Origin of the sequence: Variovorax sp. J31P207 (assembly GCF_030316965.1) — a bacterium.
Taxonomy (GTDB): domain Bacteria; phylum Pseudomonadota; class Gammaproteobacteria; order Burkholderiales; family Burkholderiaceae_C; genus Variovorax; species Variovorax ginsengisoli_B.
In genome coordinates this window covers 337,821-362,197 of sequence record NZ_JASZYN010000001.1, presented here as the reverse complement: position 1 = coordinate 362,197, position 24,377 = coordinate 337,821, and the positions used below count along the sequence as shown (strand labels likewise).

26 protein-coding genes are annotated in these 24,377 nt (G+C 60.4%); 20 read left to right on the top strand and 6 right to left on the bottom strand.

Annotation, left to right across the window (positions count from 1 at the left end; genetic code table 11):
* Position 1 precedes the first annotated feature (1 nt).
* Together QTI68_RS01720 and QTI68_RS01715 are read left to right on the top strand one after the other, a co-directional pair.
* Positions 2-937, top strand: a complete 936-nt coding sequence (locus QTI68_RS01720) for an electron transfer flavoprotein subunit alpha/FixB family protein (protein WP_286519271.1) — start codon at positions 2-4, stop codon at positions 935-937.
* A 16-nt stretch (positions 938-953) separates the two neighbouring features.
* Positions 954-1,970, top strand: coding sequence for an extracellular catalytic domain type 1 short-chain-length polyhydroxyalkanoate depolymerase (locus QTI68_RS01715; RefSeq protein ID WP_286519268.1), 1,017 nt, complete (start codon positions 954-956; stop codon positions 1,968-1,970).
* 311 nt (positions 1,971-2,281) lie between these two features.
* On the opposite strand, the gene QTI68_RS01710 is transcribed toward QTI68_RS01715, so the two are convergent.
* The gene (locus QTI68_RS01710) at positions 2,282-3,508 is read right to left on the bottom strand and encodes an IscS subfamily cysteine desulfurase (protein WP_286519266.1); all 1,227 of its coding nucleotides are present in this window, start codon (positions 3,506-3,508) and stop codon (positions 2,282-2,284) included.
* Positions 3,509-3,661: 153 nt separating this feature from the next.
* Between QTI68_RS01710 and QTI68_RS01705 the strand changes: the two genes are divergently transcribed.
* Genes QTI68_RS01705 through QTI68_RS01660 form a run of 10 tightly spaced genes read left to right on the top strand, consistent with a single transcriptional unit; the run spans position 3,662 to position 12,992 of the window.
* The gene (locus QTI68_RS01705; RefSeq protein ID WP_286519264.1) at positions 3,662-4,858 is read left to right on the top strand and encodes an ABC transporter substrate-binding protein; all 1,197 of its coding nucleotides are present in this window, start codon (positions 3,662-3,664) and stop codon (positions 4,856-4,858) included.
* A 58-nt stretch (positions 4,859-4,916) separates the two neighbouring features.
* Positions 4,917-5,786, top strand: coding sequence for a branched-chain amino acid ABC transporter permease (locus tag QTI68_RS01700; protein ID WP_286519262.1), 870 nt, complete (start codon positions 4,917-4,919; stop codon positions 5,784-5,786).
* Positions 5,786-6,748 carry a branched-chain amino acid ABC transporter permease gene (locus QTI68_RS01695; protein ID WP_286519260.1) on the top strand — a complete coding sequence of 321 codons (963 nt, stop codon included), beginning with the start codon at positions 5,786-5,788 and terminating at the stop codon, positions 6,746-6,748. Before QTI68_RS01700 ends, QTI68_RS01695 begins: the two co-directional genes overlap by 1 nt.
* Positions 6,735-7,487 (top strand): ABC transporter ATP-binding protein, encoded by a 753-nt coding sequence (locus QTI68_RS01690; protein ID WP_286519259.1) that lies wholly within the window; start codon positions 6,735-6,737, stop codon positions 7,485-7,487. Before QTI68_RS01695 ends, QTI68_RS01690 begins: the two co-directional genes overlap by 14 nt.
* The gene (locus tag QTI68_RS01685; protein ID WP_286519255.1) at positions 7,480-8,175 is read left to right on the top strand and encodes an ABC transporter ATP-binding protein; all 696 of its coding nucleotides are present in this window, start codon (positions 7,480-7,482) and stop codon (positions 8,173-8,175) included. Before QTI68_RS01690 ends, QTI68_RS01685 begins: the two co-directional genes overlap by 8 nt.
* Positions 8,176-8,207: 32 nt before the next feature.
* The gene (locus tag QTI68_RS01680; RefSeq protein ID WP_286519253.1) at positions 8,208-8,981 is read left to right on the top strand and encodes an SDR family NAD(P)-dependent oxidoreductase; all 774 of its coding nucleotides are present in this window, start codon (positions 8,208-8,210) and stop codon (positions 8,979-8,981) included.
* A 26-nt stretch (positions 8,982-9,007) separates the two neighbouring features.
* On the top strand, positions 9,008-10,330 hold the full coding sequence (locus QTI68_RS01675; RefSeq protein ID WP_286519250.1) for a Rieske 2Fe-2S domain-containing protein: 1,323 nt from the start codon (positions 9,008-9,010) through the stop codon (positions 10,328-10,330).
* Between the two features lie 12 nt (positions 10,331-10,342).
* A complete protein-coding gene (locus tag QTI68_RS01670; protein ID WP_286519249.1) occupies positions 10,343-10,648 on the top strand; it encodes a non-heme iron oxygenase ferredoxin subunit in 306 nt (101 codons plus the stop codon).
* Between the two features lie 12 nt (positions 10,649-10,660).
* Positions 10,661-11,851, top strand: a complete 1,191-nt coding sequence (locus QTI68_RS01665; RefSeq protein WP_286519247.1) for an NAD(P)/FAD-dependent oxidoreductase — start codon at positions 10,661-10,663, stop codon at positions 11,849-11,851.
* A gap of 40 nt (positions 11,852-11,891) precedes the next feature.
* Positions 11,892-12,992: a zinc-dependent alcohol dehydrogenase gene (locus QTI68_RS01660; RefSeq protein ID WP_286519245.1), complete on the top strand. Its 1,101-nt coding sequence runs from the start codon at positions 11,892-11,894 to the stop codon at positions 12,990-12,992.
* A gap of 262 nt (positions 12,993-13,254) precedes the next feature.
* On the opposite strand, the gene QTI68_RS01655 is transcribed toward QTI68_RS01660, so the two are convergent.
* Together QTI68_RS01655 and QTI68_RS01650 are read right to left on the bottom strand one after the other, a co-directional pair.
* Complete coding sequence (locus tag QTI68_RS01655) at positions 13,255-14,121, bottom strand: SDR family NAD(P)-dependent oxidoreductase (protein ID WP_286519242.1); 867 nt, start codon at positions 14,119-14,121, stop codon at positions 13,255-13,257.
* Entirely contained in the window at positions 14,118-14,816 is a 699-nt protein-coding gene (locus tag QTI68_RS01650) for a dienelactone hydrolase family protein (protein WP_286519241.1), read from the bottom strand. The genes QTI68_RS01655 and QTI68_RS01650 overlap by 4 nt, the downstream gene beginning before the upstream one ends.
* Positions 14,817-14,948: 132 nt before the next feature.
* On the opposite strand from QTI68_RS01650, the gene QTI68_RS01645 reads away from it, so the two are divergent.
* From QTI68_RS01645 to QTI68_RS01635, 3 genes are all read left to right on the top strand, one after another.
* A complete protein-coding gene (locus QTI68_RS01645; RefSeq protein ID WP_286519240.1) occupies positions 14,949-16,130 on the top strand; it encodes a CaiB/BaiF CoA transferase family protein in 1,182 nt (393 codons plus the stop codon).
* A 39-nt stretch (positions 16,131-16,169) separates the two neighbouring features.
* Entirely contained in the window at positions 16,170-16,928 is a 759-nt protein-coding gene (locus tag QTI68_RS01640; RefSeq protein WP_286519237.1) for a citryl-CoA lyase, read from the top strand.
* Positions 16,929-17,070: 142 nt separating this feature from the next.
* On the top strand, positions 17,071-17,433 hold the full coding sequence (locus QTI68_RS01635; RefSeq protein WP_286519236.1) for an MmcQ/YjbR family DNA-binding protein: 363 nt from the start codon (positions 17,071-17,073) through the stop codon (positions 17,431-17,433).
* Positions 17,434-17,555: 122 nt separating this feature from the next.
* Here the strand turns inward: QTI68_RS01635 and QTI68_RS01630 are convergent, their stop codons facing one another.
* The 3 genes from QTI68_RS01630 to QTI68_RS01620 all read right to left on the bottom strand — a co-directional run bounded on the left by QTI68_RS01630 (position 17,556) and on the right by QTI68_RS01620 (position 21,208).
* Positions 17,556-18,482 carry a Bug family tripartite tricarboxylate transporter substrate binding protein gene (locus tag QTI68_RS01630; RefSeq protein ID WP_286519234.1) on the bottom strand — a complete coding sequence of 309 codons (927 nt, stop codon included), beginning with the start codon at positions 18,480-18,482 and terminating at the stop codon, positions 17,556-17,558.
* A gap of 481 nt (positions 18,483-18,963) precedes the next feature.
* Entirely contained in the window at positions 18,964-19,530 is a 567-nt protein-coding gene (locus tag QTI68_RS01625; RefSeq protein WP_286519232.1) for a MarR family winged helix-turn-helix transcriptional regulator, read from the bottom strand.
* Positions 19,531-19,714: 184 nt separating this feature from the next.
* On the bottom strand, positions 19,715-21,208 hold the full coding sequence (locus tag QTI68_RS01620) for a 4-hydroxyphenylacetate 3-hydroxylase family protein (RefSeq protein WP_286519229.1): 1,494 nt from the start codon (positions 21,206-21,208) through the stop codon (positions 19,715-19,717).
* A 223-nt stretch (positions 21,209-21,431) separates the two neighbouring features.
* Between QTI68_RS01620 and QTI68_RS01615 the strand changes: the two genes are divergently transcribed.
* The 5 genes from QTI68_RS01615 to QTI68_RS01595 are packed head-to-tail and all read left to right on the top strand — an operon-like array spanning position 21,432 to position 24,350.
* A complete protein-coding gene (locus QTI68_RS01615; protein ID WP_286519226.1) occupies positions 21,432-22,133 on the top strand; it encodes a DUF2848 domain-containing protein in 702 nt (233 codons plus the stop codon).
* 12 nt (positions 22,134-22,145) lie between these two features.
* Entirely contained in the window at positions 22,146-22,538 is a 393-nt protein-coding gene (locus QTI68_RS01610) for a cupin domain-containing protein (protein WP_286519224.1), read from the top strand.
* 10 nt (positions 22,539-22,548) lie between these two features.
* Entirely contained in the window at positions 22,549-23,478 is a 930-nt protein-coding gene (locus QTI68_RS01605) for an ABC transporter substrate-binding protein (protein ID WP_286519222.1), read from the top strand.
* A 14-nt stretch (positions 23,479-23,492) separates the two neighbouring features.
* On the top strand, positions 23,493-24,023 hold the full coding sequence (locus tag QTI68_RS01600; RefSeq protein ID WP_286519219.1) for a flavin reductase family protein: 531 nt from the start codon (positions 23,493-23,495) through the stop codon (positions 24,021-24,023).
* Positions 24,024-24,080: 57 nt separating this feature from the next.
* Positions 24,081-24,350, top strand: coding sequence for a hypothetical protein (locus tag QTI68_RS01595; protein ID WP_286519218.1), 270 nt, complete (start codon positions 24,081-24,083; stop codon positions 24,348-24,350).
* The last annotated feature ends 27 nt before the right edge of the window (positions 24,351-24,377 follow it).

Genomic DNA, 24,377 nt, shown 5'->3' with positions numbered 1-24,377 from the left:
CATGACCGTACTTGTTGTTGCCGAACACGACCACGCCACGCTCAAGCCGGCGACCCTCAACACCGTGACCGCAGGCCTCGCCTGCGCCAGCGGCGACGTCCACGTGCTGGTGGCCGGCGCCAACGCCGCCGAAGCCGGCAAGGCCGCCTCTCAAGTCGCAGGCGTCGCCAAGGTGATCGTCGCCGACAGCCCGTCCCTGGCCGAGAACCTGGCCGAGAACGTCGCCGCCCAGGTGCTCGCCATCGCCAAGAACTACAGCCACATCCTGTTCCCGTCGACCGCCAACGGCAAGAACGTGGCGCCGCGCGTGGCAGCCCTGCTGGATGTCGCCCAGATCAGCGACATCACCAAGGTCGACAGCCCCGACACCTTCGAGCGGCCGATCTACGCGGGCAACGCGATCGCGATCGTGCAGAGCAGCGATGCGATCAAGGTCGTCACCGTGCGCACCACGGGCTTCGATGCGGCAGCCGCCACGGGTGGCAGCGCGGCCATCGAAACCGTGGACGGCGTCGCCAACAGCGGCAAGTCGAGCTTCGTCGGCCGCGAAGTCACCAAGAGCGAGCGCCCCGAACTGACCGCCGCCAAGATCCTCGTCTCGGGCGGCCGCGCCCTGGGCAGCGCCGAGAAGTTCCAGGAAGTGATGGCGCCGCTGGCCGACAAGCTCAACGCGGGGCTGGGCGCCAGCCGCGCGGCGGTGGACGCGGGCTACGCCCCGAACGACTGGCAGGTCGGCCAGACCGGCAAGATCGTCGCCCCGCAGCTCTACATCGCCTGCGGCATCTCGGGCGCGATCCAGCATCTGGCGGGCATGAAGGACTCCAAGGTGATCGTGGCGATCAACAAGGACGAAGAGGCGCCGATCCTCTCGGTGGCCGACTACGGCCTGGTCGCCGACCTGTTCACGGCCGTGCCAGACCTGGTCGAGGCACTCTGACGAAACGCGTCGCTGAATGGCAGTTCGAAAATCGATCACCTGGACCAAGATCTTCGCCCGCAGTTTTGCGGCGATGTCGCGCAGTACCCTGCGCACAAGCGCCCGGGTCATCGGCGAGGCGATCGAGCCGACTGTAAAAAGGCTTCGACCGCCTCCTGGCACCGGGCAATGGATCGCGGGAGTTGCGATGGGCTCCACCGGGATGCGCCGCTTTCAGCTCTACCGGCCACCCGGCGTCATGGTCGGTGAGCGACTACCGTTGATGGTCATGCTGCATGGCTGCTTGCAGGACGCAAAGAGCTTCGCGACGAGCACCCGAATGAACGGCGTAGCAGCGCGCGAGCGATTTCTTGTGCTCTATCCGGAGCAAGACCGTGTATCTAACGCCCAGGGCTGCTGGAACTGGTTTGATACTACTGCGGGACGCGCGTATGGGGAGGCTTCGCTGATCATGAAGGCCGTCGACCAAGTCTGCCTAATGTATCCAGTGGACCGGTCCCGCGTTGCGGTAGCGGGACTCTCGGCTGGCGCTAGTATGGCTGCGCTGCTGGCAGCCAAGCACCCAGAACGCTTTAAAGCGGTGGTAATGCACTCGGGCATTCCACCAGGGACTGCGCATTCGAGCCTCACTGTGCTGGGCGCCATGCAGGGCCGACGTGCGACGAAGCCGTTGATTGCGACGCGTGGCGCAAAGGCAATGTCGTGGCCTCCACTGATGGTGATCCACGGGGGCTCGGATCGCGTGGTGGCTTTCAGCAATGGTCAGGCGGCAGTGCAGAGGTGGGCCGAGGCGGCTGGGGCCACGACCGTCAGGGAGCGCACGGTGCAGAGAGGACGCAGGTATTCCACGAACGTCACGGATTACAAGCGCAGCAGCAGCACTGTGGCCACACTGGTCGAGATCGCCAAGTTGGGACATGCGTGGAGCGGCGGTTCCTCAAAGCAACCCTACACCGATGCGCGAGGTCCCGACGCTTCTCGCATGACATGGGCGTTCGCGGCCAGACAGTTTCGTACGCGGAGGGCGGATTAAGCGAGAGATGACCCCGGAGTTCATCGTAAGGCAAGTCAACAAGAGGAGTGCCCGGAACTGACCGCCGCTAAGATCATCGGGTCTAGACCTAGAGTGAAATGATTGATAAAAAGACCTTCTTCAGGCTCGTTCGGCGTTTCATGCGCGATGTCGTCGACAACTTGGGACCAGTGCATTGCGTGTATGCCCCAAGTGAATCAGCCGTCGCGACTCAAGGCGAGTACCCCTCCTTGTAGGCCTCGCTCGCACGTAAACGCGATTGCACAGCGGCTAAAACTGGCAGTGAACCATTTCAGTCGCTTCGCACAGCGTCAATGCGCGGCCCATTTGATCGTCGAGATATCGATCCCCTCTTTGTACATGTCCCACAACGGGCTCAGCAGCCGAAGCCTCTCGACGGTTTCCGTGACTTGCAGGATCACTGCATCGACCTCTGCCTCGGTTGTGAACCGTCCAAGCGTGAACCGAATGGAGCTGTGGGCGAGCTCGTCGCTGCGACCCAGCGCGCGAAGCACGAAAGACGGCTCCAGCGAGGCCGAGGTGCAAGCGGAACCCGAAGACACGGCGACGTCTTTCATTCCCATGATGAGTGACTCCCCCTCGACGTAGTTAAAGCTCACGTTGAGGTTATGTGGTACCCGGTGCTCGAGGCTGCCGTTGATGTACACCTCTTCCATTCTGGTCAGGCCTGCGCTGAGCCGGTCGCGCAACTCCTTCACGCGGGCCGACTCCGTCTCCATCTCGATCTTCGCAAGGCGAAAAGCCTCGCCCATGCCCACGATCTGATGAGTCGGAAGGGTGCCGGATCGCATCCCGCGCTCATGACCTCCACCATGAATCTGCGCCTCGATGCGAATCCGCGGCTTGCGACGGACGTACAGCGCCCCGATGCCCTTGGGTCCGTAGACCTTGTGCGCGGTCACGGTCAACAGGTCGGCGCTGAACGTGCTGAGGTCGATCGGGATCTTTCCCGCACCCTGCACAGCGTCGCAGTGATAAACGATCCCTCGGTCTCGGCACAACTGCGCGATCTCCTCAACTGGATTGATCACGCCGATCTCATTGTTGACCATCATGACCGACACGAGAATCGTATCCTCCCGTAGGGCTTCTCGCACCGAATCGATGCACACGCGTCCGTCGCTCTGAACGTCGAGGTATGTGACGCTGAAGCCTTCGCGCTCCAGTTCTCGGCAGGTGTCCAGAACAGCCTTGTGCTCCGTCTTCTGCGTGACGATGTGCTTGCCCTTGCCGCGGTAGAAGTGAGCGGCGCCCTTGATGGCGAGGTTGTTGCCCTCGGTGGCACCGGAGGTCCAGACAACCTCACGCGGGTCGGCGCCCAGGAGGCTTGCGACGTGGCCACGAGCCGTCTCCACGGCACTTTCAGCCTCCCACCCATACACATGACTGCGCGAGGCGGGGTTGCCGAAGTGCTCCACCAGGTAAGGGAGCAGGGCTGCGACCACCCTCGGGTCGGGCGGGGTCGTCGCCATGTAGTCCATGTAGATCGGTCGTGAGCGGGGCGAAATCGATGTCATATGAACGTCCAGGTTGGGGTTGTATGGGGCCATGGCGCACCACAAAGGAACAAAATGTGCCCCGAAAAAATGATGCTTGCATTCCTCAACTACCCTAGTTGACAGATGTATATGACGAATATAGCATTGCCCGGCAATCACAAGGAGCACAGCATGGGTATCGATCGCAGAGGGTTCTTGGTCGGCGCGGCAGGCGCAGGTTTGGCAGCTACTTTTCAGCCCACCTGGGCGCAATCAACGGAGGCGGTGCGAATCGGTGTGCCGACAGGCATCACCGGTAATTGGTCGGCACTAGGATCACAGGTCCAGCGCACCTGCCGCCTCTTCGCAAAGACAATGAACGCCAAGGGCGGCATCGATGGCCGTCAGGTCGAGTTTTTCTTCGAGGACACGCAGGGCGACCCTGCGGCATGCGTCCGGAAGACCTCGGAGCTGATCGAAGGCCGTGGCATCAAGTTCATCACGGGGGTCATCTCCAGCGGCGAGTCCCTGGCGATCATGCCCCGCCTTGCAGACTGGAACGCCCTGTACTTGGCAGGCATCAGCGGCGTTGGCTCGCTGACGGCACAACACTTCGTTCCGAACACGTTCCGGACCTGCACATCTGGTCCCATGCGTGCCCGCGCGATTTCGTTGTGGTTCGCCAAGTCACCCAAGACTAAGTTCTTCACCATTGCCCAAGACTATGCCTGGGGAAAGAACAGTCTCTCGACGTTCGAGCAACTCATCGGCGGATTGGGCAAGCAAACAGTGGGCAACGTCCTGACGCCTCTGGGAACCAAGGACTACTCCAGCTACATCGCTCGTATTCGCCAGGCCAAGCCGGAAGTGCTCTACGTCGCTATGAGCGGCGATGACGCCACCGCCTTTCTTAAGCAGGCGGGTCAGTACCGGCTGGGCGAGCAGATGCAGATCGTGACCGAGGTGCTGGATTTGTTGAATACGCGCCCGCTAGGCGACGCGGCGATCGGGTTGTATGGTGTGAGCCAGTACAACTACGCGTACGATGCACCGGCGAACAAGGAGTTCGTGCGCATCTTTCGGGCTGAGTACAGCGAAATTCCAGACACTTGGGACGGTGAGGCCTGGCAGGGCCTGAGCCTCCTGGCGGAAGGGGTGCGGCGCTCGAAGTCTGTTGACGCAATGGCGGTCAGGAAAGCTCTGGTTGACCTCGAGATCGAATCGGTCAAAGGGAAGGTAAAGCTGCGGGCCTGCGACCAGCAAGGCGAGCAAAGTGTCTTCATTGCGCGTCTGGAAAAGAGCGCCGATGCGAGCTACCCAGTTCCCAAGATCATCGAGACGTTCGGGGCGGAAGCAGTCATGCCGGCCTGCCGCAAGGACTCGTTTTGACGCGAGCGGTCACCGGTGGTCCTTTCCCTAGAAAACTGAACCCTACGAAAGACGCACTATGAGTGTGTTGCAACTTTGGCTCAACCTCGGGCTGAACACGCTATCCCTGGCATCGCTCCTGGCAATGCTCACGGTGGGCTTGACGCTGATCTTCGGCATCATGCGCATCATGAACTTTGCCCACGGGGCGATGTACATGTTTGGCGCCTACGTCGGTATCTCGGCGGCTCAATGGGCAGGAAACTTCTGGGCCGGACTTCTGCTTGCGGCGCTGAGCGCCGCGGTCATTGGAGCCGTTTTCGAATCGGGGCTTCTGCGCCACCTTTACAAGCGGGACGCAAGCAGCTTCCTTCTCATCACGTTTGGGCTGAGCCTCGTGCTCACCGAAGCCACCCGCCTGGGTTGGGGATCGAACAGTCGCGACGTTCAACTGCCCGAAGCCCTTGCCGGGGTGGTGTTCGTCATTGAGGAGCCGTTTCCACTTTACCGCGTCTTCCTGATCGCGTTCGGAATGGCCGCCTTGGGCATCCTTGCAATCGTCATCCTAAAGTCGCGGCTAGGGCTCCTCATCCGTGCGATTTCCCAAAATGCAGAGATGACTCAGGCCCTAGGGGTCAATGTCGGGACCATCCGAACGCTGACCTTCGCTGTCGGGTGCGCTTTTGCGGGGCTGGGTGGTTACCTCGCCGTTCCATTGATCACGGGTTACATCGGCATGGGCAGTGCGGCCATCATCGAATCGTTCGTCATCGTGATGATCGGTGGCATGGGAAGCTTCCTCGGATCCGCCGTCGGCAGCTTGCTCGTTGCGACCACCCAGTCGTTCGGCAACTTTTACTTTCCCGACTTTTCGCTAGTGTTTACTTACCTCTTGATGATTGGCGTTCTGCTGTACCGCCCGGGCGGCTTGTTTGGAGAAGAAGAGTGATGAAGTACGCCGTTCCTGTCGTTGCCTTCTTGGCGGCGGCCCCGCTAGCCCTGCAGAGCTTTCAAGTCACGCTACTGACGGAGATACTGATCTTCGCGCTGTTCGCGATGAGCCTGGACGTTCAGATGGGCTACGCCCGCCTGTTCTCATTCGGTCATGTGCTGCCGTACGGTGTCGGTGCCTATGCATGCGCGTTTGCGCTGCTGGCTGGCTGGCCGTTGCCCTTCGCGCTCGGCGGCGCCGTGCTGGTTGCAACACTCCTCTCAGTTCCAATCGGTTGGCTGAGCACACGGGCTAGCGGGATCGCCTTCGCAATGCTGACGTTGGCTTTCGCGCAGCTGGGCTACGCGATCGTCTTCAAATGGAACACGCTTACTGGCGGTTCGGATGGCCTGACCGGCTTCGCACGCAACGCCGGCCCCTTCGGATTCGAGGGCTTCGTATCCCGCGATGGGTATTTCTGGCTCGTCCTGGTTGTTGTCTTTGCAACATACTGGTTGACCCGAGGGTTCATGAACTCTGCAATGGGCAGAGCCATCGTCGCGGTTCGTGAGAACGAACGACGAGCCAGTGCGATTGGATATGTGCCTCGGACCTTGCGCATTGTCGCGTTCGTGGTTTCAGGCGCCCTCGCGGGCGTGGCGGGGGCGCTCCACGCAGGGTTCCTGTTGTTCGTCTCGCCGGAGATCTTGCACTGGATGCTGTCGGGGCACGTCATCATCGCCGTCATCCTCGGCGGAACGGGCACCCTGATCGGACCGATGATCGGAGCGGCTCTGATCATTCTCGCTCACCATCAGTTGAGCGCAATCACCGACAGTTGGCCTCTGGTGATGGGGCTGCTTTTCATCATCGTTGTTATTGCTGCACCGAAGGGCTTGTGGGGCATCAAGACTTCGATTTCGGCCAAGATTTCGCAGCGCCGCGCCCCCCATGTCGGAGAGAAAAATGCCGCTTCTTGAATGTTTTGGTCTTACGAAGCGCTGGGGAGCAGTCACGACAGTGGATGACGTGAGCCTCACAGTTGACGCTGGCGAGGTCGTCGCGCTCATTGGCCCAAACGGTGCGGGCAAGAGCACCGTGTTCAATCTGATTGCGGGTGCGATCAGGAAGACCGCTGGAACCGTGCGCTTCGCAGAGGAGAGTGTCGAACACCTATCAGCGTACGACCTGGCCCAGAAGGGGCTGAGCCGCACGTATCAGATTACCTGTTTGTTCCCGGAACTGACGGCCCTGGAGAACGTCCGGTTGGCAGTTCAAGCCAGGTCCGCCGGGCGGCTTCAGCCGATAGCGTCAAAGGCTTTTGTGCAAGAGACCGAGGCGGAGGCCATGACCTGGCTCGCACGCGTCCGCCTGACCGATTGCGCAGATCGAACGGCCGGTCAGTTGTCTCATGGAGATCAACGGCTGCTCGAAATCGCGACGGCCCTGGCGCTTCAGCCAAAGTTGGTCCTCTTGGACGAGCCCACGCAAGGCATGTCGGTCGAAGAGACACGCGGGACGGTGAGATTGCTCAAGTCGCTGCTGGAGGACTCCCCCATCGCAGTGCTACTGGTGGAGCACGACCTTGAGGTTGTGTTCGGAGTCGCAGACCGCATTGTTGTACTGGACCAGGGGCGCAAGATCGCCGATGGCAACCCGGAGGCGGTGCGAAACGATCCGGCGGTCCAGCGCGCGTACCTGGGAGTCGCACATGCTTAAGGTGGATAAGCTGGAAGCCGGATACGGATCCGGCAAGGTTCTCTTCGGCGTTAATCTTCAGGTGCCCAAGGGGGAAGTGACTGCAATCATCGGGCGAAACGGCGTGGGCAAGACCACGACGCTCAAGACTGTAATGGGACTTGTGCGAGCGTCCTCCGGAACCGTGTCGATCGACGGCCTCGACCTGAGCGGAAAGCCAGCGCACGAGATGGTGAGAGCGGGCATCGGTTACGTGCCCGAGGGCAGGCAGATCTTCCCGGCATTGACGGTCCTTGAGAACCTGCGCGTGGGCCAGCGCACCAAGCCGAAGACTTGGACCGAAGAGCGGGTGCTCGACCTCTTTCCCCACCTTCAACGCCGCATAAAAAACGCCGGCCACGCCCTCTCTGGCGGCGAGCAGCAAATGCTTGCGATTGCGCGAGCGCTGGTAACGGACGTCAAGGTCTTGATGCTGGACGAGCCGACGCAGGGGTTGGCACCTATGGTGGTCCAACAGATCGGTGACGTGGTCAAACTTCTGAAGTCCGAGGGGGTTGCAGTCCTGCTTGTCGAGCAGAACCTCAATCTCACGGAGCGCATCTCCGACCGCATCCTCGTGATGTCCAAAGGGAAAGTCGTGGAGACCCTCTCTATCGCCGATTTCAAAGCCGACGCTGAGCGCGTCCATCGTCAATGGCTGACGATCTGACCATGTTTCGAATGAAAAGCAGGAGCAACTAGATGATTGAGTTTAACGGCAGTCCGTTGTTGGACGGTCAGGTGGCCGTGGTGACTGGGGCCGGTCAAGGGATGGGCCGCGAAATTGCTATCGGCCTGGCCGCAGCGGGCGCGAAGGTAGTGGTCGCCGACGTCAACATGCAGACCACTGAGGAAACCGGCGCGCTGATCGAGCAGCAGGGAGGGACCGCTTGGTCAGTGCGTTGGGACGTCTCTGACCCCGACCAGGCGCGGCTTGCGGCATCTCGCGTCCACGAGCTAGCCGGCGACGTATCCATCCTCGTGAACAACGCGGGCATCCATCGCCGCGGCCAATTCGGCGAGGAAGGCCACTTCGGCACTTGGCGGGAAGTCATGGCGGTGAACTTGGATGGGATGATGTACGGCATCACGGCCTTTCTGGATCAACTGAAGCGCACTAAGGGCAACATCATCAACCTTGCATCGATTCAATCGTTCACGGCAGCTCCGAACTTCACGACGGCCTATGCCGCGAGCAAGGGGGGAGTGGCGATGTTGACCAAGTCGCTGGCGGCGGATTTGGCCCAGCACGGCGTGCGGGTCAATGCCATCGCGCCAGGCTTTATCGAAACCCCTCAAACCGCAGTCTCTCGGGCAAACCCTGACCGCGTCGCGTTCGTCATGTCACACACACCGATGAAGCGCGCTGGCCGCGCGGGCGAGATGGCAGGGCCTGCCGTCTTCCTGGCGTCGCATCTTGCGTCCTTCGTGACCGGCGTCATCCTCCCGGTTGACGGCGGCTTCCTCACCCTTTGATTCGAGTCTCGATAAGGAAACACACCATGGCACTCGTTAACAAGCTCGATGTACTGTCCCACGTGAGCAAGGGCACGCCGGTCGGCGAACTTTTCCGCTCCATTTGGCTCCCAGCTTTGCCCTCAACTCAACTGCCCGAACCCGGCGGCGCGCCGGTGCGGCTGAAGCTGCTTGGCGAAGAGCTCGTCGCATTCCGCAACGGCAAAGGTGAGGTTGGCATCGTTCAGGCCAACTGCGCGCACCGCCTAGCGCCTCTCTTCTACGGCAGAGTAGAACAAGAGGGCATCCGCTGCAACTACCACGGTTGGTTGTACAACGCTGAAGGCGACTGCCTAGAGATGCAGAATTCAACAGATCAGTCCATCTGCAAGAAGGTCAAGCTGACCGCCTACAAAACACAGGAGAAGGCCGACATCGTTTGGGTGTTCATGGGCAGTGGTGAACCGCCGGCGCTCCCGCTGTTCCCTTGGATCGACCTGCCCAAGTCGCAGCGCAACGCAACGGTGTGGATTCAGGAATCGAACTGGCTGCAGGGCATGGAAGGAGAACTTGACAGCTCGCACGTCTCGATTCTTCACACGAACCCGGCGACGATGGCAACCTCGCCGGTGCACCGTCCGTACTCGGCGGTTGACATCACGCCAAAGCTCTACGCCAAGGACACCGAGATCGGGGTCATCGGCATCGCGCGGCGCAACGCCGACGAGAATTTCTATTGGCGTGTTTCTCAGTTCATGGCGCCGTGCTTCAGTTCCATCCCCAGTGCAGACTTCCCGGTGGGCGGCCGTGCGTTCATTCCGATCGATGACCACAACACCTATACCTGGGACTTCAACTACTACCTCAAGGGCGATCTTCCCGAAGCATTCCTGGACTACATCGGCAAGGGGTTGGCCTTCCCACCAGATAGCGTCTATGAACCGTATCGCCTGAACACGGGCGCCATCATCGACACGTTCGTTCCCGTTCGGAACCAGCGGAACAACTACATGATCGACCGCAAGGGAGCGAGCCTGTCGAGCCCCTCCGGTATTCACGGTCTCAACGACCAGGACCGTGCCATGCAGGAGGGCATGCTGGCCCTCCCGGGAACCGAAGGCCGCATCGTCGATCGCGAGAAGGAATTCTTGCTCGCGACCGACATCGCGATCGTCCGTAGCCGGCGGCGCCTGCTCGAGTACGTCAAGTCCGAAGAGAGCCTTGCGAAGTTCCGCGAAACCGTCAAGGACGGCAGCGCCTACGCGGTTGTGCCGCTTGACGTCGTTTCCGAGCTTGGAGAGATGAGCGACTTCCTGGATCGTCATCACGGCGAACTGATGCCTAACAGCGCGGCAGAGTCTGCCGCCTAGTCGCTTGCCGTCATGACGCTTCAACTTATCACCGCATGCGAAAAAGTCACGCAGGATGCCCCATTCGCCTACGAAGGCCAGGGCAAGAAGATTGCAATTTACCGAGTCGATGGCGAGTTCTTCGCAACCGACAACGTCTGTCCGCATGCCTACGCGCTGCTGACCGACGGATTCGTGGAGGGCGACACCGTCGAGTGCCCCCTGCATGGTGCCCTCTTCAACATCCGCACTGGCAAGTGTATGGGTCTGCCCGCGGAATCTGATCTGGCGACGTATCCCGTCACGGTGGTTGAGAACAAGATTTTCCTCAACTTCTAGTTAGCCTCGAACATGACTAAAGTCAACGACATCGTCATCATCGGGGCCGGGCAGTCCGGCGGCTGGGCCGCCAAAACACTGCGCGACTCGGGTTTCACCGGTTCAGTGCAGCTTATCGGCGATGAAAGCCATCTTCCTTACGAGCGTCCACCCCTTTCGAAGCAAGTCTTGCTCGGCGAGTTTGAGCCTGGCGCGTGTCAACTGTGGTCCTCGGAGCGCCTTGAGGAGCTGGGAATCAAGGCGGAACTTGGCAATCACGTCGAGCTTGTCGACCGGAGGGGCGGCCAGGTCGTATGTCGTGAAGGCAAGTCGTTCCGATTCGATCAATTGCTTCTTGCTACAGGATCTCGACCCCGGCGATTGATCTGCGAGGGTGGCGAGCTGGCAGGTGTGCATTACCTTCGGACGATCGACGACTGCATGGCCATCCGTGCCAGCCTCGGGCCTGACACTCGGCTGGTCGTGGTTGGGGGTGGTTGGATAGGGCTGGAGGTGGCCGCGGGCTTGCGTGCGCGTGGCGCGCACGTAACCGTGCTCGAAACCTCCGAGCATCTCTGCGGGCGTTCGCTATCCCCGTCGCTCAGCAAGTACTTCCTCGAGCAGCACCTTAGGCGCGGCGTTGACGTCCGGCTCGGCGCTCGCCTAAAGCGTTTCGTGGGAAAGGGAAGGATTCAAGGGGTGGAGCTTGACGACGGTTCGATGCTGGATGCGACGGTCGTGCTCGTAGGCATCGGAGCGATACCGAACGACGAACTGGCCCGGTCGTGTGGACTGGAAGTTGGCAACGGAATAGTTGTCGACGAGCATTGCCGAACTTCGGACCCCCGTATCTTTGCCTGCGGTGATGTTAGCGATCAGCCGCTGGGCGAGGGCAGGGTACGGCTCGAATCCTGGAAGAACGCGCAGGATCAAGGCGTAGCAGCTGCAAAGGCGATGCTGGGCATCGATTCCCTCGCCAGAGAGTTGCCGTGGTTCTGGTCCGACCAGTTTGACATCAACTTTCAGCTGGTCGGCATCGTGCCCCCAACTGCGCAGCAGTATCGAAAGGCCAATGCAAGTGAAAACGGGTTCATCGACTTTTTTGTGCAAGAGGGGCGCCTGGTAGCAGCCGCCGCCATTAACAGTCCCCGCGAATTGCGGGAAGCCAAGAGGGCGATTCAAAAGGCGCTTCCATTCTGCGTGGATGGCCTGGTGTTGGTTTAAGGTCAAGAAGAGAGGCCCCTGTGGGGCAGGAGAAAGAACTATGAGCGGCGCACGAGCGTTGGTACTGGAGTCACCCAAGAATCTCCAGTTGCGGGAATTTCCCATCCCGAACGTCGGCGACGACGATGCGGTGTTGCGGGTCGAAGCGTGTGGTCTGTGCGGCACCGACTATGAGCAGTGGCTCGGTCACCTCGGTGATTGGGGCGGAGGCATGCCGATAGTGCCTGGTCACGAGATCATGGGCTTCATCGAGCGCATCGGGCCGACAGCAGCCAAGCGTTGGCGCGTGAAGGAAGGCGACCGTGTAGCGGTCGAGCCGATCATTCCTTGCGGGCACTGTGCAGATTGCATATCTGGCGAGTACACACGGTGCCAGTCCGACTTGGGGTACGGCCTGTACCAGAACATCTATTCTGCGCCGTCGCTGTGGGGAGGCTACGCGAGCCACGTGTACCTGCATCCGAAGACGATGGTGCACAAACTGCCCACGGACGTCGCTACCGACCTAATGACCCTGGTTAACCCTTTGTCCAACGCGATCCGCTGGGTGTACGAGGTGGGCGGCGCCTCGCTCGGAAAGACGGTGGTGATCGCTGGTCCGGGGCAGCGGGGACTGCTGGCCGCCGTAGCAGCTCACAGGGCCGGTGCTTCGCAAATCATCGTGACCGGAACATCGTCTGACCGCGGCCGTCTGGATTTGGCGCTTCAGCTTGGCGCTACGGCGGTCATCGATGTGAACAAGGAGGATCCGGTGGAGCGCGTGATCGAGATCACTGGTGGACGTTTAGCCGATGTGGTCCTCGACGTGTCGGCGGGATCGATGGCACCGATCATCCAAGGCGTCGACATGGTCAAGCGCGGCGGTCGTATCGTGCTCGCTGGACTCAAAGCGAACAAGCCACTCGACGGGTTCCCGATCGACAAGGCTGTTCTGCGGGAGATTCAACTCGTCGGGGTGCTCAGCGCGGGTTGGGAGTCGACGGAACTGGCGATCGATATCGTCAAGCATGCTGGAGAGGCGCTGAGACCCCTCTGCACCCACTCATTCGTCCTTGACGAGGGCATTGAGGCGGTGCGCACGCTCGGGCGAGAGGTGACTGACGGCCGGGATGCCATCCATATCACCCTGACACCTGAGTAAGCGCATGTGTGCGGCCTGTTATCGCGCGGCCTCATTTCGATCCCTTGTCGCGGACGATAAGCCCGCTAAGGGGGACGAATTGAGGCATCAAGAGCCGCCGTCCGTGCCCTCGGCCGAACCTCACTCGCCTCTAGCGGATACTCGTATGGGCGAGCAGCCCTCAGCAAAGTCGTAGCGCCACCGGCCTCCCGGGTGGCGCTGTGGCGAGCGCGGATGGTCTGCTTGGCCCGCAGCACCAAGCTGCAGGGGCCCTTGCGCAATATCAGGCCTTGGCCGCCGGGATGTGCGATTGCGCGCCCAACTGCGGCCAGGCAATCGGCGCTGTTGCTGCGGCGAGGCGTTCCCGCGGTGGGAGCCGCGAGTCCCAATGCCTAGCTACCAGTCTCAAACCAGTGACGTCATTGGCTTCGTTCGAGCAGAGCCAGAGCGTTGGCTTGGCGAGTTGCTCCGGTTGAATAAGGTCTTCGGGATCGATTCCGCAATCAGCCGGCACCATACGGGAGTTCACAGGGCCGCCGGGGAGCAACACGTTGACTGTGACCCCACTTCCCTCCAGATCCTGGAACATGATGCGTGACGAGGCCTCTAGAGCTGCTTTACAAGGCCCATAGGGGCCAATGCCTTGGCGGTACATCGTATCGAGACTGGTTGAGACGTTGATGATGCGGCCCCATCCCTGTCGGACCATGTCCGGGGCGAACAGTGTGCTGAGCAGTTGCGCGCCGAAGACGTTGACCCGCAGCATCTCGAGCCATAGCGCATCCGGGGTGGACCAGAATTTGGGCTTGGCCACGAGATAAGCCGGGTCATTGCGCTCAGGACCAATCGCCGCGTTGTTGATAAGGATATCGACGCCGGTGGATGCGCCGGCCAGTTCGGCGCGCAGTGCCTGTGCGCTGATCCGATCGGCAATGTCCATCGCCTTGGCTTGAACGCTCGCTCCGGCTCCTCGCAACTGCGTTGCCGCCTCAGCCAGTTCTTGCTCCGCTACGTCGACCAGGATGAGATTTGCGCCGGCGGTGGCTAACAGCTCGGCAATGGCCAGACCAATTCCTTGTGCCGCGCCCGTTACCAGTGCGGTTCGACCCATCAGGCTTTCGGCCGGAAGGTCTACGGACGAAACCGTCACGTCGGATCCCCACCGGAAGGCTGGCTGAAGTCACCAAAGCACTTGGCCGCGAAGCGCAGCGCCCGGGCCTTGGCGAGTTCATGCGCGTCGGGATTGAATCGATCGGCGCGGAACCGGTTGTAGAACGCGTGCTCAGCCCCTTCATAGGTGTAGAACTCGTCGTCGTCGCGTCCGCGCCTGGTGACCGCGTCGGAGACCGCCTCAATGACTTCGACGGGGTTGTGGTTGTCGTTCGTCCCGAAATGGAACTGCAAGGGACATTCGATTCCCTGGATGAGGTCCCCGAGCTTGTTCAAGCCCACACCGTACATGGAGATCATGCCGGAGAGGGGCGTAGCGGCGGCCATGCGGATCGCCATGCGGCCGCCTAGACAAAAGCCAAACACGATGGGCCGTTGGTCCGCCGTCTGCTCTGCCTGTAGCCAGTCGGCGCAAGCGGCCAGATCCAAGGCCCCAGTGCCCTCGTCGTAGCGCAAGGAGTAGTCAACGGCCTGTTGGCGCTCGTTGTCGTCTTCGCCGTTGCCCAAATTCAAATTTCGTGCCAAGCGCCAGTAGATGTCCGGCACAAGAACGGCGTAGCCAGAATTCGCCAGGTCGTCCGCGATCGAACGCATCGCCGGCGTAACACCGAAGATTTCCTGGATCAGAACGATGGTGCCATGGGCCCGTGCAGGTCGGGTGTAGTACGCGTCCATGCTATCCGAACCGACGGGGACTGAGACGTTTGTCGAAAGCAGGTCCATGGCAAGTAGATGTGTTGACAAAGGTAGTTGAATGAGGCATCGTAGCATGCAGTGTTTGGTGTTGGCAATGAACTGGAAGAAAAGATGGATAGCAACGCAACCTCGCCCCTGACAGGCGTGCGAATCGTGGAACTCACAGCGATGATCACCGGGCCGCTGGCGGGCACGTTGTTGGCGGATCTGGGCGCCGACGTGATCAAAGTGGAGAACCCCAAGGATGGCGATCCGTTCCGATCCTTCCGCGGAGGCACCTACAGCCCCTACTTCGCCACCTACAACCGCAACAAGAAGGGCGTCACGCTTAACTTGAAAGGGGAGCTGGGGAAAGCGGCGTTCCTGAAGCTAATTGAAACCGCGGATGCACTGATAGTGAACTTTCGCTCCGGTGTGATGGAGCGGCTAGGCCTTGGCGTGGACAAACTGCGGGAGGTCAACCCTCGCCTGATCGTTTGCTCAATCACGGGTTTCGGCGAGTCCGGCCCATACGCTGATCGACCGGCCTACGACGCGGTGGGACAGGCGCTCAGCGGCATCTCGAGCCTCTTGCTTGGCGCCGATGCGCAGATCACCGGCCCGTCGATCGCGGACAACCTAACCGGCATGTATGCCAGCTACGGTATCCTCGGCGCGCTGTTCGAACGGGAACGCACGGGCAGGCCCCGCACGCTCCAGTTGAACATGTTGGAGTCGACGATGGCGTTCATTAGCGATCCATTTGCCAATTTCACGATGGCAGGGGTCAAACCGGATCCCTTGATGCGAGTGCGCGCGTCACAGTCTTATGCGTTGCGCTGCCGAGACGGCTCCCTGGTGGCCGTGCACATGTCCTCGCCTCAAAAGTTTTGGGAGGGCTTGCTCAAGGCCCTCGAGCGCGAGGACCTGGCGACTGATCCGCGTTTCACTGAGCGCGCGCAGCGACTGGACAACTACGAAGAACTTGCCATTGAGCTGAACCGAACATCCAAGACGCAACCGCGTGACCATTGGCTAGCCCGGCTCGTCGAGTTCGACGTGCCGCATGCCCCTGTGCTGACACTTCCAGAGGTCATGGACGACGCACAGGTGAAGCACCTGAACTCCTTCGCAGATGCTGAACACCCCGTGCACGGTCCGCAGAAGATGATCCGCAGACCGGTTCTTTACGACGGCCAGCGAGAGGATCAACCGTTGCAGCCCGCGCCCGACCTGGGCGAACACTCCCTTGATGTATTTCGTGCACTCGGTTACGCCGACGATGTGATCGCCAAGATCCAGTCTGGCGGCTGAGAAGGTTCGCGCCCAGACATTGACCATCAGGAATCAATCATGACGAAGACACAAATCGGAAGCCATCCAAGCGACACAACGCGCCTGCGCGTTCGCGGCAAAGACACTCTGAGTGAGGTCGTAGGAGAACTTAGCTTCACTGAAGGCTTCTACATGGTCGTTACCGGACGTGTTCCGACTGCGACGCAGCGCAAGGTACTCGACGCGGCGCTGCTGGTCCTGATGGACCATGGCCTGACGCCCAGCGCACTGGTGGCACGCATTGTTGCCGACTCGAATCCCGACGACATTCAGATCCCGCTGGCAGCGGGCGCATTGATGGTTGGCAACCGATTCGCGGGCACGATGGTCGGTGCGGGCCGGGTGTTGAACGAAGGCATGTCCTTTGCGGGCGATCGGCGCGAATGGGCCAAGGGTCTTGTTGCCAAGTTCCGCGAATCCAAGCGCCGCATCCCCGGCTTTGGTCACCCCAACTACAAGGGCGTGGACCCACGCGCGGCGCGGCTGTTCGAAGTAGCGATGACGGCTGGCGTGAAGGGCGAGCACATCGCTTTGCTGAAGACGCTGAGTGAAGAGATCGATGCCGACGCGGGCAAGCAGATTGTCCTGAACGCGACCGGCGCACTGGGCGCGATCTTGCATGAGATCGACTTCCCGGTGGAAGCGATGCGCGCGGTGGCTGTGGTAGGCCGCTGCGCAGGGCTGGTCGGTCATGTGCTCGAGGAGCGGAGTTCGCCCATCTCCCCAGACATCTATGCCTTCAGCGAGACTATCGTCTACGAGGACGGGTTAGATTGAAGTCGTCGCAGCGCCAGTTCCAGAGGATGACGGGCGTTCAGCATCGACGATCGACTGTGACGCCCAGTCAGGCTGTACCCAGGCCGCCTCGGCGGCGCCGAAGCGCCCCACTTTTCCAAAGGTTGGATCGGATGGAACGCCTGTGAGCGTGAAAACCGCAGTAGTGAAATCTGTCACGGCACGGTACCGTACCCGTCCGGATCATCTGTGGGCCCGGTTTCCGGAGTACGCGGTATTCAGGCAAAAAGACAGCGGCAAGTGGTACGCGCTGTTCATGACCGTACAGCGAAAGAAGCTTGGGCTCGCGGGCGAAGGCAACGTTGATGTTGTAAACGTCAAGAGCAGGCCGGAAATGGTCGGGTCGCTCAGAATGAAGGACGGGATCCTTCCGGCCTACCACATGAACAAGGAGCACTGGCTCTCGGTGCTGTTGGACGCGACGGTACCAGAGGAGCTCGTGTTGGAGTTAATCTCCGACAGTTTCGAGCTCACATCAGGCGCTTGAGGTCTTTGAAGCCAGCCGTGCGACGACCGGACATCGGCGGCCATCAAGCGGACTGAACCCTGACCGCGCAGAAGTGTCGACCGACGTCCAGGGAGCCGCTGTGCCGCCCCGGGTAGAACTTATCAATCGATGTGAGCTCCGGATACCTTCACGATCTCAGACCATTTCTCGGTCTCGGCCTTGCTGAACTGCACGAGCTGTCGCTCGTCCATCAGGGGGACGTCCAAGCCCAACGCGACCAGCTTGGCTTTGGTTCCCTCGGTCATGACGGTCTTCCATGTCGCGTCTCGCAACTTCGCAAGTACAGCTGGAGGGGTCTTTGCGGGGGCGTAGAGCATCATCCAAGCCATCAGGTCGAAACGCTCCACGTCCTGCTCCTGGATCGTGGGGACCTCCGGGGCGATCGAAGTACGCTGCGCAGTGGATGTGCCGAGCGCGCGCAACTTGTTCGCGCGGATGTGGGAGAGTGCCGCCACAGGGTGGTAGAACATGAAGTCCACTTGGCCCGCAATCACGTCGTTCAGTGCGGTTGCGCCCTCCTTGTAGGGCACATGCACCATGTCGCCACCCAGGCGAACCTTGAGCAACTCGCCAGCCAGGTGGCCTGAAGTTCCGTTGCCCGCGGAAGCGAAGCTCAGGCTCTTTCCACCTGACGCAGCAATGCGCAGGTCCTTCAGCGTCTTGTAAGGTGAGTTGGCCGAGACGATTAGCAGGGTAGGTGTGGAGCCGGCAAAGCCGATGGGCGCGAAGTCCTTGAGCGCGTCGGTGCTGGTCTTTCGGTACAGCGCGGGGTTGATCGCGTGTGTTCCGACAGTTCCGAGCAGGATTGTGTACCCGTCTGCGGAAGCCCTGGCAACCGTATCTACGCCGATGTTGCCGCCTGCGCCGGCCCTGTTTTCAACGACGACCGGCTGGCCCATCTGGTGCGCGATGCCTTCCCCAAAGACCCGTGCCACGATGTCCGCGGTCGTGCCCGCGCCGAACGGCACTATAAGCTTGATGGGACGGCTGGGGTATTCCTGGGCAACGGCTTGTTGTACGAGGCTCAAGACGGCTGCGGCAGTCAGAATTGTTCGACGAGAAAACATGGAAATCCTTTGGGGTGTCACAACTCCTAGCCAACAAGCCGAGCTTGCAGGAGTACTCGACAGGCTATGTTAACTAGCCTTGTTGACTAGTGCAATATTGGGGCCAGCCTTGTGCACCCACGCGGCGACGACTACGGACTACGAGAAGCGCCCAGTGCACCGCACCGGTGCAGCTGTCGCATCTCTTGGTGCCTGACATGCCCAAAACCCCATCCAATCCGCCGTCAGAGAGGGCAACAGGTCAAGCCAGAGCCAGAGCCGTAGAGTGAGCCTGCGGGCGAGCATAGAAAGCGGCAGCAGAGGCGCCGCCGGGGATGGACTACCACAGTAGGCTAGGGTAGGCGGGAGCGCCCGTCGCATAGCCGTAACGAAGGTCGACCTTCTCCGTGCTAAGCGGCCGCTGTCCGCGGCGCTGGAATCAACTGCCCCGATGGCGTAGGCGTCAGAGCTTCGCGCCGACGTAGAACATCAGAATCGACAAGGCGCTTTCACGCTCTTCGATACTTAGTTGGCTGACAAAATAATCCACGTGAAACTTGACGTTCTCGTCGATTTTGTGCAGCGTGGCGCGGCCCGAATCCGTCATGGCGACATAGGTCGTTCGCTGATCCTGATCACCACGCCGACGCACCACCAAGTCCTTTTCGACGAGCAGTTTGACCAGGCTGGAAGAGAAGGCTGGCGTTATATCAAGGCGGCTGGCGATTTGATTAACCTGCAGCTCCATTTCAGGGCTGCCGTAGATTTGGATAAGTGCCTGGTGAGCCAACGGGTCGATGCCAAACTTTTTGGCCTGCTCTTCGACAATGCGGAACACCTTTCGCAGCACATAGCGCGCTTCGGCAACGCCTATGAAGTAGAGGTGTTTATTGCCGTCTCGTGCTTTGCGGTTTGCATCACTTTTGCGACGGATGCGATCAACGGAGAGCGGCTGCGACGCGACCGGCACATCTAGTTTGGGTTCACGTGATTTGATAAGCGCACGCGAAGGCTTTGAAGCGGTGGTCATTTTAATTTGCTGGGTACCGATTGAGCGCGTCGCGTGCCGCCACAGTCAGTCTCTAAAGACTTTGATCTGTGGCAATATATATCATGTAAATAGCATTGTCAACACACTGATATAACGAAAATGTAGCCGGGCTTGCAAAAAAAAGGCCGGAAGTCCGGCCCTTTCTTTGTTATAGCTCAGCGCGCTACTTGTAGTCGTTCGGTCCGAACGCGCCCTCAAAGCCTGGAAGGGCCAATGCGCGATCGACCAAGCCGGTCGCTCGTGCGTAATCAAAATTGCGGTTGACATTTTGCTTGACCAAGAAGGACGCGCCGCCGTAGAACTTCTCGTATTGCTGGTGGCGATTCCCAAACTCGGAGCCAATAAAGTCCCATGCCATTCGCATCAGCGCGACGCGCTCGTCGGCGGTGGTGGTCGCCGAACGGTAGTACCGCTGCACGTCCGCTGCAGTGTCGGAGTTGTGGAAGTCCTTGTACGAAGAGGGAAGGGTGATCATCCCGGCGCCTGACAACTCGCGGATGATTTCCACCATGCGAGCGTTCAGTTCCGATTGAAGCGCCATGATCGAGTACAGGGCGGTGCGGGACGGCCACAGTACGCCATTGCTGTCTTTCTCGGCAGCTACTTCCTGTGCCAGCAGCATGTTCTCGACGATCGAAACCAGAGAGGTCAACTCGCCCATCTGGGTCTGCACCGCGGGGTTGGCGTCATTGCCTGTCAGCTCGTTCATGCGTTTGGCCAAGCCGGTCATGAAACGCAGCTTGGTGGCGTAGCGAGCCTGCGCCTGCAAGTTGCCATACAGGTGGGCGGGCGTTTTCCACCACTGGTCGCGGGCGACCTGGAGGTTGCGGTAGATGAAAACGTGCTCCCAGGGGATGAACACGTCTTCGAGTACCACGAAGCAGTCCGATTCGTCGAAGCGACTCGACAACGGATAGTCAAAGGAGTTCAGTGCCTGACCGCCGAACGGGCGACGCGGGTAGAGCTTGACACCAGGGGCTCCCACCGGAACGGCCACGCCGAACGCATAGTTCTCGTCTCCGGCCTGCAGCGGGTGGATTGTGCTGATGTAGATGTAGTCGCAGTAGACGCCGGCCGTTGCCAACTGCTGTGCGCCCTTGATGACGATGCCATCGTCTCGCTCCTTGACAACCCCTGCGTACAGGGTGGGGTCGCTTTGCTGGTGCGCTGGCTTGCTGCGGTCGATCTGCGGAGGCACGATGGCGTACGTAACGTACTGGTGGGTCTCGCGCAGGTGCTCGTAGAACTTGACCACGTTGTCCGCAAATTGCTGTCCACCAGCAGCGAACACGCTCGGAACTGCCGCATAGCCAGCGAAGAATCCAGCGACGTGATCTGGCGAGCGGCCCATCAGGCCGAAGGTAGCCTCCGACCACAACTCGCTCGCCAGACGCTTGGCCTTTAGATCGGCGTGCGTCTGCGGGATCTGGAACCCGCGGAGGACTGGGTTGCCGGTCGCCGGTGAGGTGTACGTCATCACCTCCCGGTTTTCGGGCGCCGCCGCGATGTCATAGAGGTTGCTCAGAGAGCGCGCTCCCCTTGCGAACGCGCGATGGGTCGTCACGTCCAAGACCCGTTCGCCATCCACATAGATTTGTCGACCATCGCGCAGCGCGCGCAGGTACTCATCACCCGTACGCAAGTTAGCTGTGACCACTGTAGCTCCTAGTTGAAACGACTTGATACCGCCTTGAACGGACGGCGACTTGGCTCGGTTGGCTTCGCCGGATCCACGGTTGACGCCAGATCCCAAACGCTGCATACTAAGCCACATAGGTATGTTAACTCATCTATCTGACGCATGCAACGTGTCTGTGTTTGCGATGCAGCGCCAGGGTCCACAAACCCGTGAACCGGTGAACTAGAGGAACTAGACGGAAATGAACAATGTTCGAGCAAGGCTGCATCTGGAGACGGCCGACCACGTGGGCCCGCATCACCTCGACGTGCCTGTCACCGACCTGGTGATTGCGGGCTGGACCGGTAGCGACGCCGCGGCCATTGAGGCCCACATCGTGGAGTTGGAGGCGTTGGGTGTGCGGCGTCCGAAGAAGACGCCAATCTTCTACCGCGGCGCTGCCACGCTGCTGACCCAGCGCGAATCAATCGAAGTGGTGGGAAGCACTGCGAGCGGGGAGGTAGAACCCGTGATCTTCAGCACCGATAGCGGTCTGTGGCTGGGCATCGGATCGGACCACACCGACCGCGAAGTGGAGACCGTGGGCATCACGATCTCCAAGCAGATGTGCGCCAAGCCCGTTTCCACGAAGGCCTGGAAGTTCGAGGAGGTGGCGGGCCACTGGAACGAACTCATCGTTCGCTCATGGATGACCAAGGGCGGTCAACGCCGCCTCTACCAAGAAGGGCCTCTCGCCAAAATGCGTCATCCCTATGAACTGCTCAAGCTTTATGGCGGCGAGGGCTACGTCCCCGAGCCCGGCCTCGTCATGTTCTGCGGAACGCTGGCGGTGCACGGCAATTTGGAGCCCGCAGAGTTGTTCGAAATGGAGCTGGAAGATCCCGTGCTCCAACGCTGTCTTAACCATTCCTATCGTGTGACTGAACTGCCCATCGAGGGCTAAAAGGAAAGTGCTATGCCGATGAACAAACCCCACCTTGAATTTCACCCATTGGACATGGTCAATGGATGGCAGAGCCCTCCGGGGTATCCGCCGGGCGCGGCCGTGCAAGAGAAGATTTTGGCCAGTGACATCGATGAGGTGAACAAGTCCGGTAGCAGGACCCGATTGCTTCGGTTCGAAGCGGGAGCCTTCTCCACCAAGCCTTTCGTTCACGACCACTGGGAAGAGGTCTACCTGGTGTCGGGAAACCTCACAGTGGGCAACGACGAGAACGGCGTGGGGGGTGAAGTGTTCGCCGCGCCAACCTATGCATGCCGTCCTCCAGGTGTTTGGCACGGTCCGTTCAAGTCTGAGACGGGCTGTCTTCTGTACGAGATTCACTACTACGACGAGAGCAAGAAGTAAGAGGCGCCCCATGACTTTGAAGATTGCAGTCCCCGACCTCATCTCGAACTCCTACTTCCCCGTCGAAGCTGCCGTGGAACTTGGCTTCTTCAAAGCCGCGGGTCTCGACGTCTCGCTTGAGCTGATCTTCCCCGTTGACAAGGCCTATGCCGCGCTGAAGGAAGGGCGGGTCGATTTCGTGGGGGGGTCGGCCCATTCCGCCCTTGCTGCCTTCCCGGACTGGAAGGGAGTCAAGTTGCTGGCTGCCCAGGCGCAGGGCATGTACTGGTTCCTTGTGATGCGGTCCGACCTGGTCAAGGAAAAGGGTGACCTGAGCGTCGTCAAAGGCCGCAAGATCGGCGCGGCTCCATGGGTAGAGATGGGCCTTCGGCAGTTGTTGGTCGCTGGCGGGATCGATATCGAGCGCGACGGCGTTCAAATTGCGCCTGTGCCTGGTGTGCAGGCGGGCAACGTGAACTTTGGTGTCACCGCCGCGAAGGCTCTCGAAGACGGGAAGATCGATGGGTTCTGGGCCAACGGCATGGGAACCGAGGTTGCGGTCCGCAATGGCGTCGGGACCGTTGTCTTGGATGTGCGCCGAGGGGACGGCCCTGCAGGCTGCTTCGACTACACGTTCGCATCGATTGCCGCAGCGGACGCAGTGATCGAAAAGTCTCCTGACCTGGTAGCTGCCGCCGTAGGCGCCCTGGTCAGTACTCAGAAGGCATTGATCGAGAACCCCGGCATCGCCGCGAAAGTTGGCGAAAAGCTGTTTCCGCCGACGGAAGCGTCACTGATTGCCAAGCTTATCGAGCGGGATTTGCCCTACTACGACGCGTCGATCTCGACCCGAGCCGTGGATGGCATGAATGCCTTTGCCCGATCGCTCGGCATTCTCCGTGGCAATCCCGCCTATTCCGATGTGGTCGCGGATCAGTTTAAGCCGCTCTGGAAAGCATAAGTAGGAGGTCCGCCGTGTCCCTCGAGCAGAAAGAATTCCGCAACGCGCTGGGCCAGTTCGCGACCGGCGTAGCTATCGTGACCGCGACCGTGGACGGCAACCGTTTGGGCGCCACCATCAGTTCGTTCAACTCAGTGTCGCTGGACCCGCCGCTTGTGCTGTTCAGCATGATTCGAGGGTCTCTCGGCATTGCCCAGTGGAAGGCTGCGAAATCCTATTGCATCGCCATCCTGGGCGAATCACAACGGGATCTGTCCAACCGATTCGCCAAAGCGGGAACGGACAAGTGGATTCGCATCGCCCCTACATTTGCAGCCAACGGAGCACCCATGGTTCCGGGCGCAAACGCCTATTTCGAATGCGAGCCGTGGAGCGTTTGCGACGGAGGTGACCATGAGATCTTCATCTGTCGGGTCACAGCGTTTCGAGTGATCCCTCAAGCGGAGCCTTCGCTGATTTTTTGTGGCGGCAGGTATAGGCACCTGAGCGCACTTGACGCCGCAACCACCCCGCCACCCGAGAACCTGTACTTGCACGGCTGGTGACCGCCGCGACACAAATCTCGGCACGAATGCTCCAACCCAGCACCGAAGGTCGTACCTATGAATACCGCACACATCGGGGTCCCGGAAAGAAGCGACCGCTTCATCAATCTGGTCGACTTCAAATGGCTGATGGCTGGCATGGGCTGGTGGGTCAATCTTTCTCGTTTGCAGACCGATAGGGACTACATCGACGAGTGCCTGCAACTCGCTATGACCAGTGACTCAGAGTTGCTGCAGGAGCGAAGCATTGAAATGCTTGGCTTGCGAGGCTCGGATTCGCATTGCGACAAGGTTGTATCGTCCCGATCCCTCGCCTCGGCATGGTGACAGGCGCTGTCCGGCTCCATTTGCCTG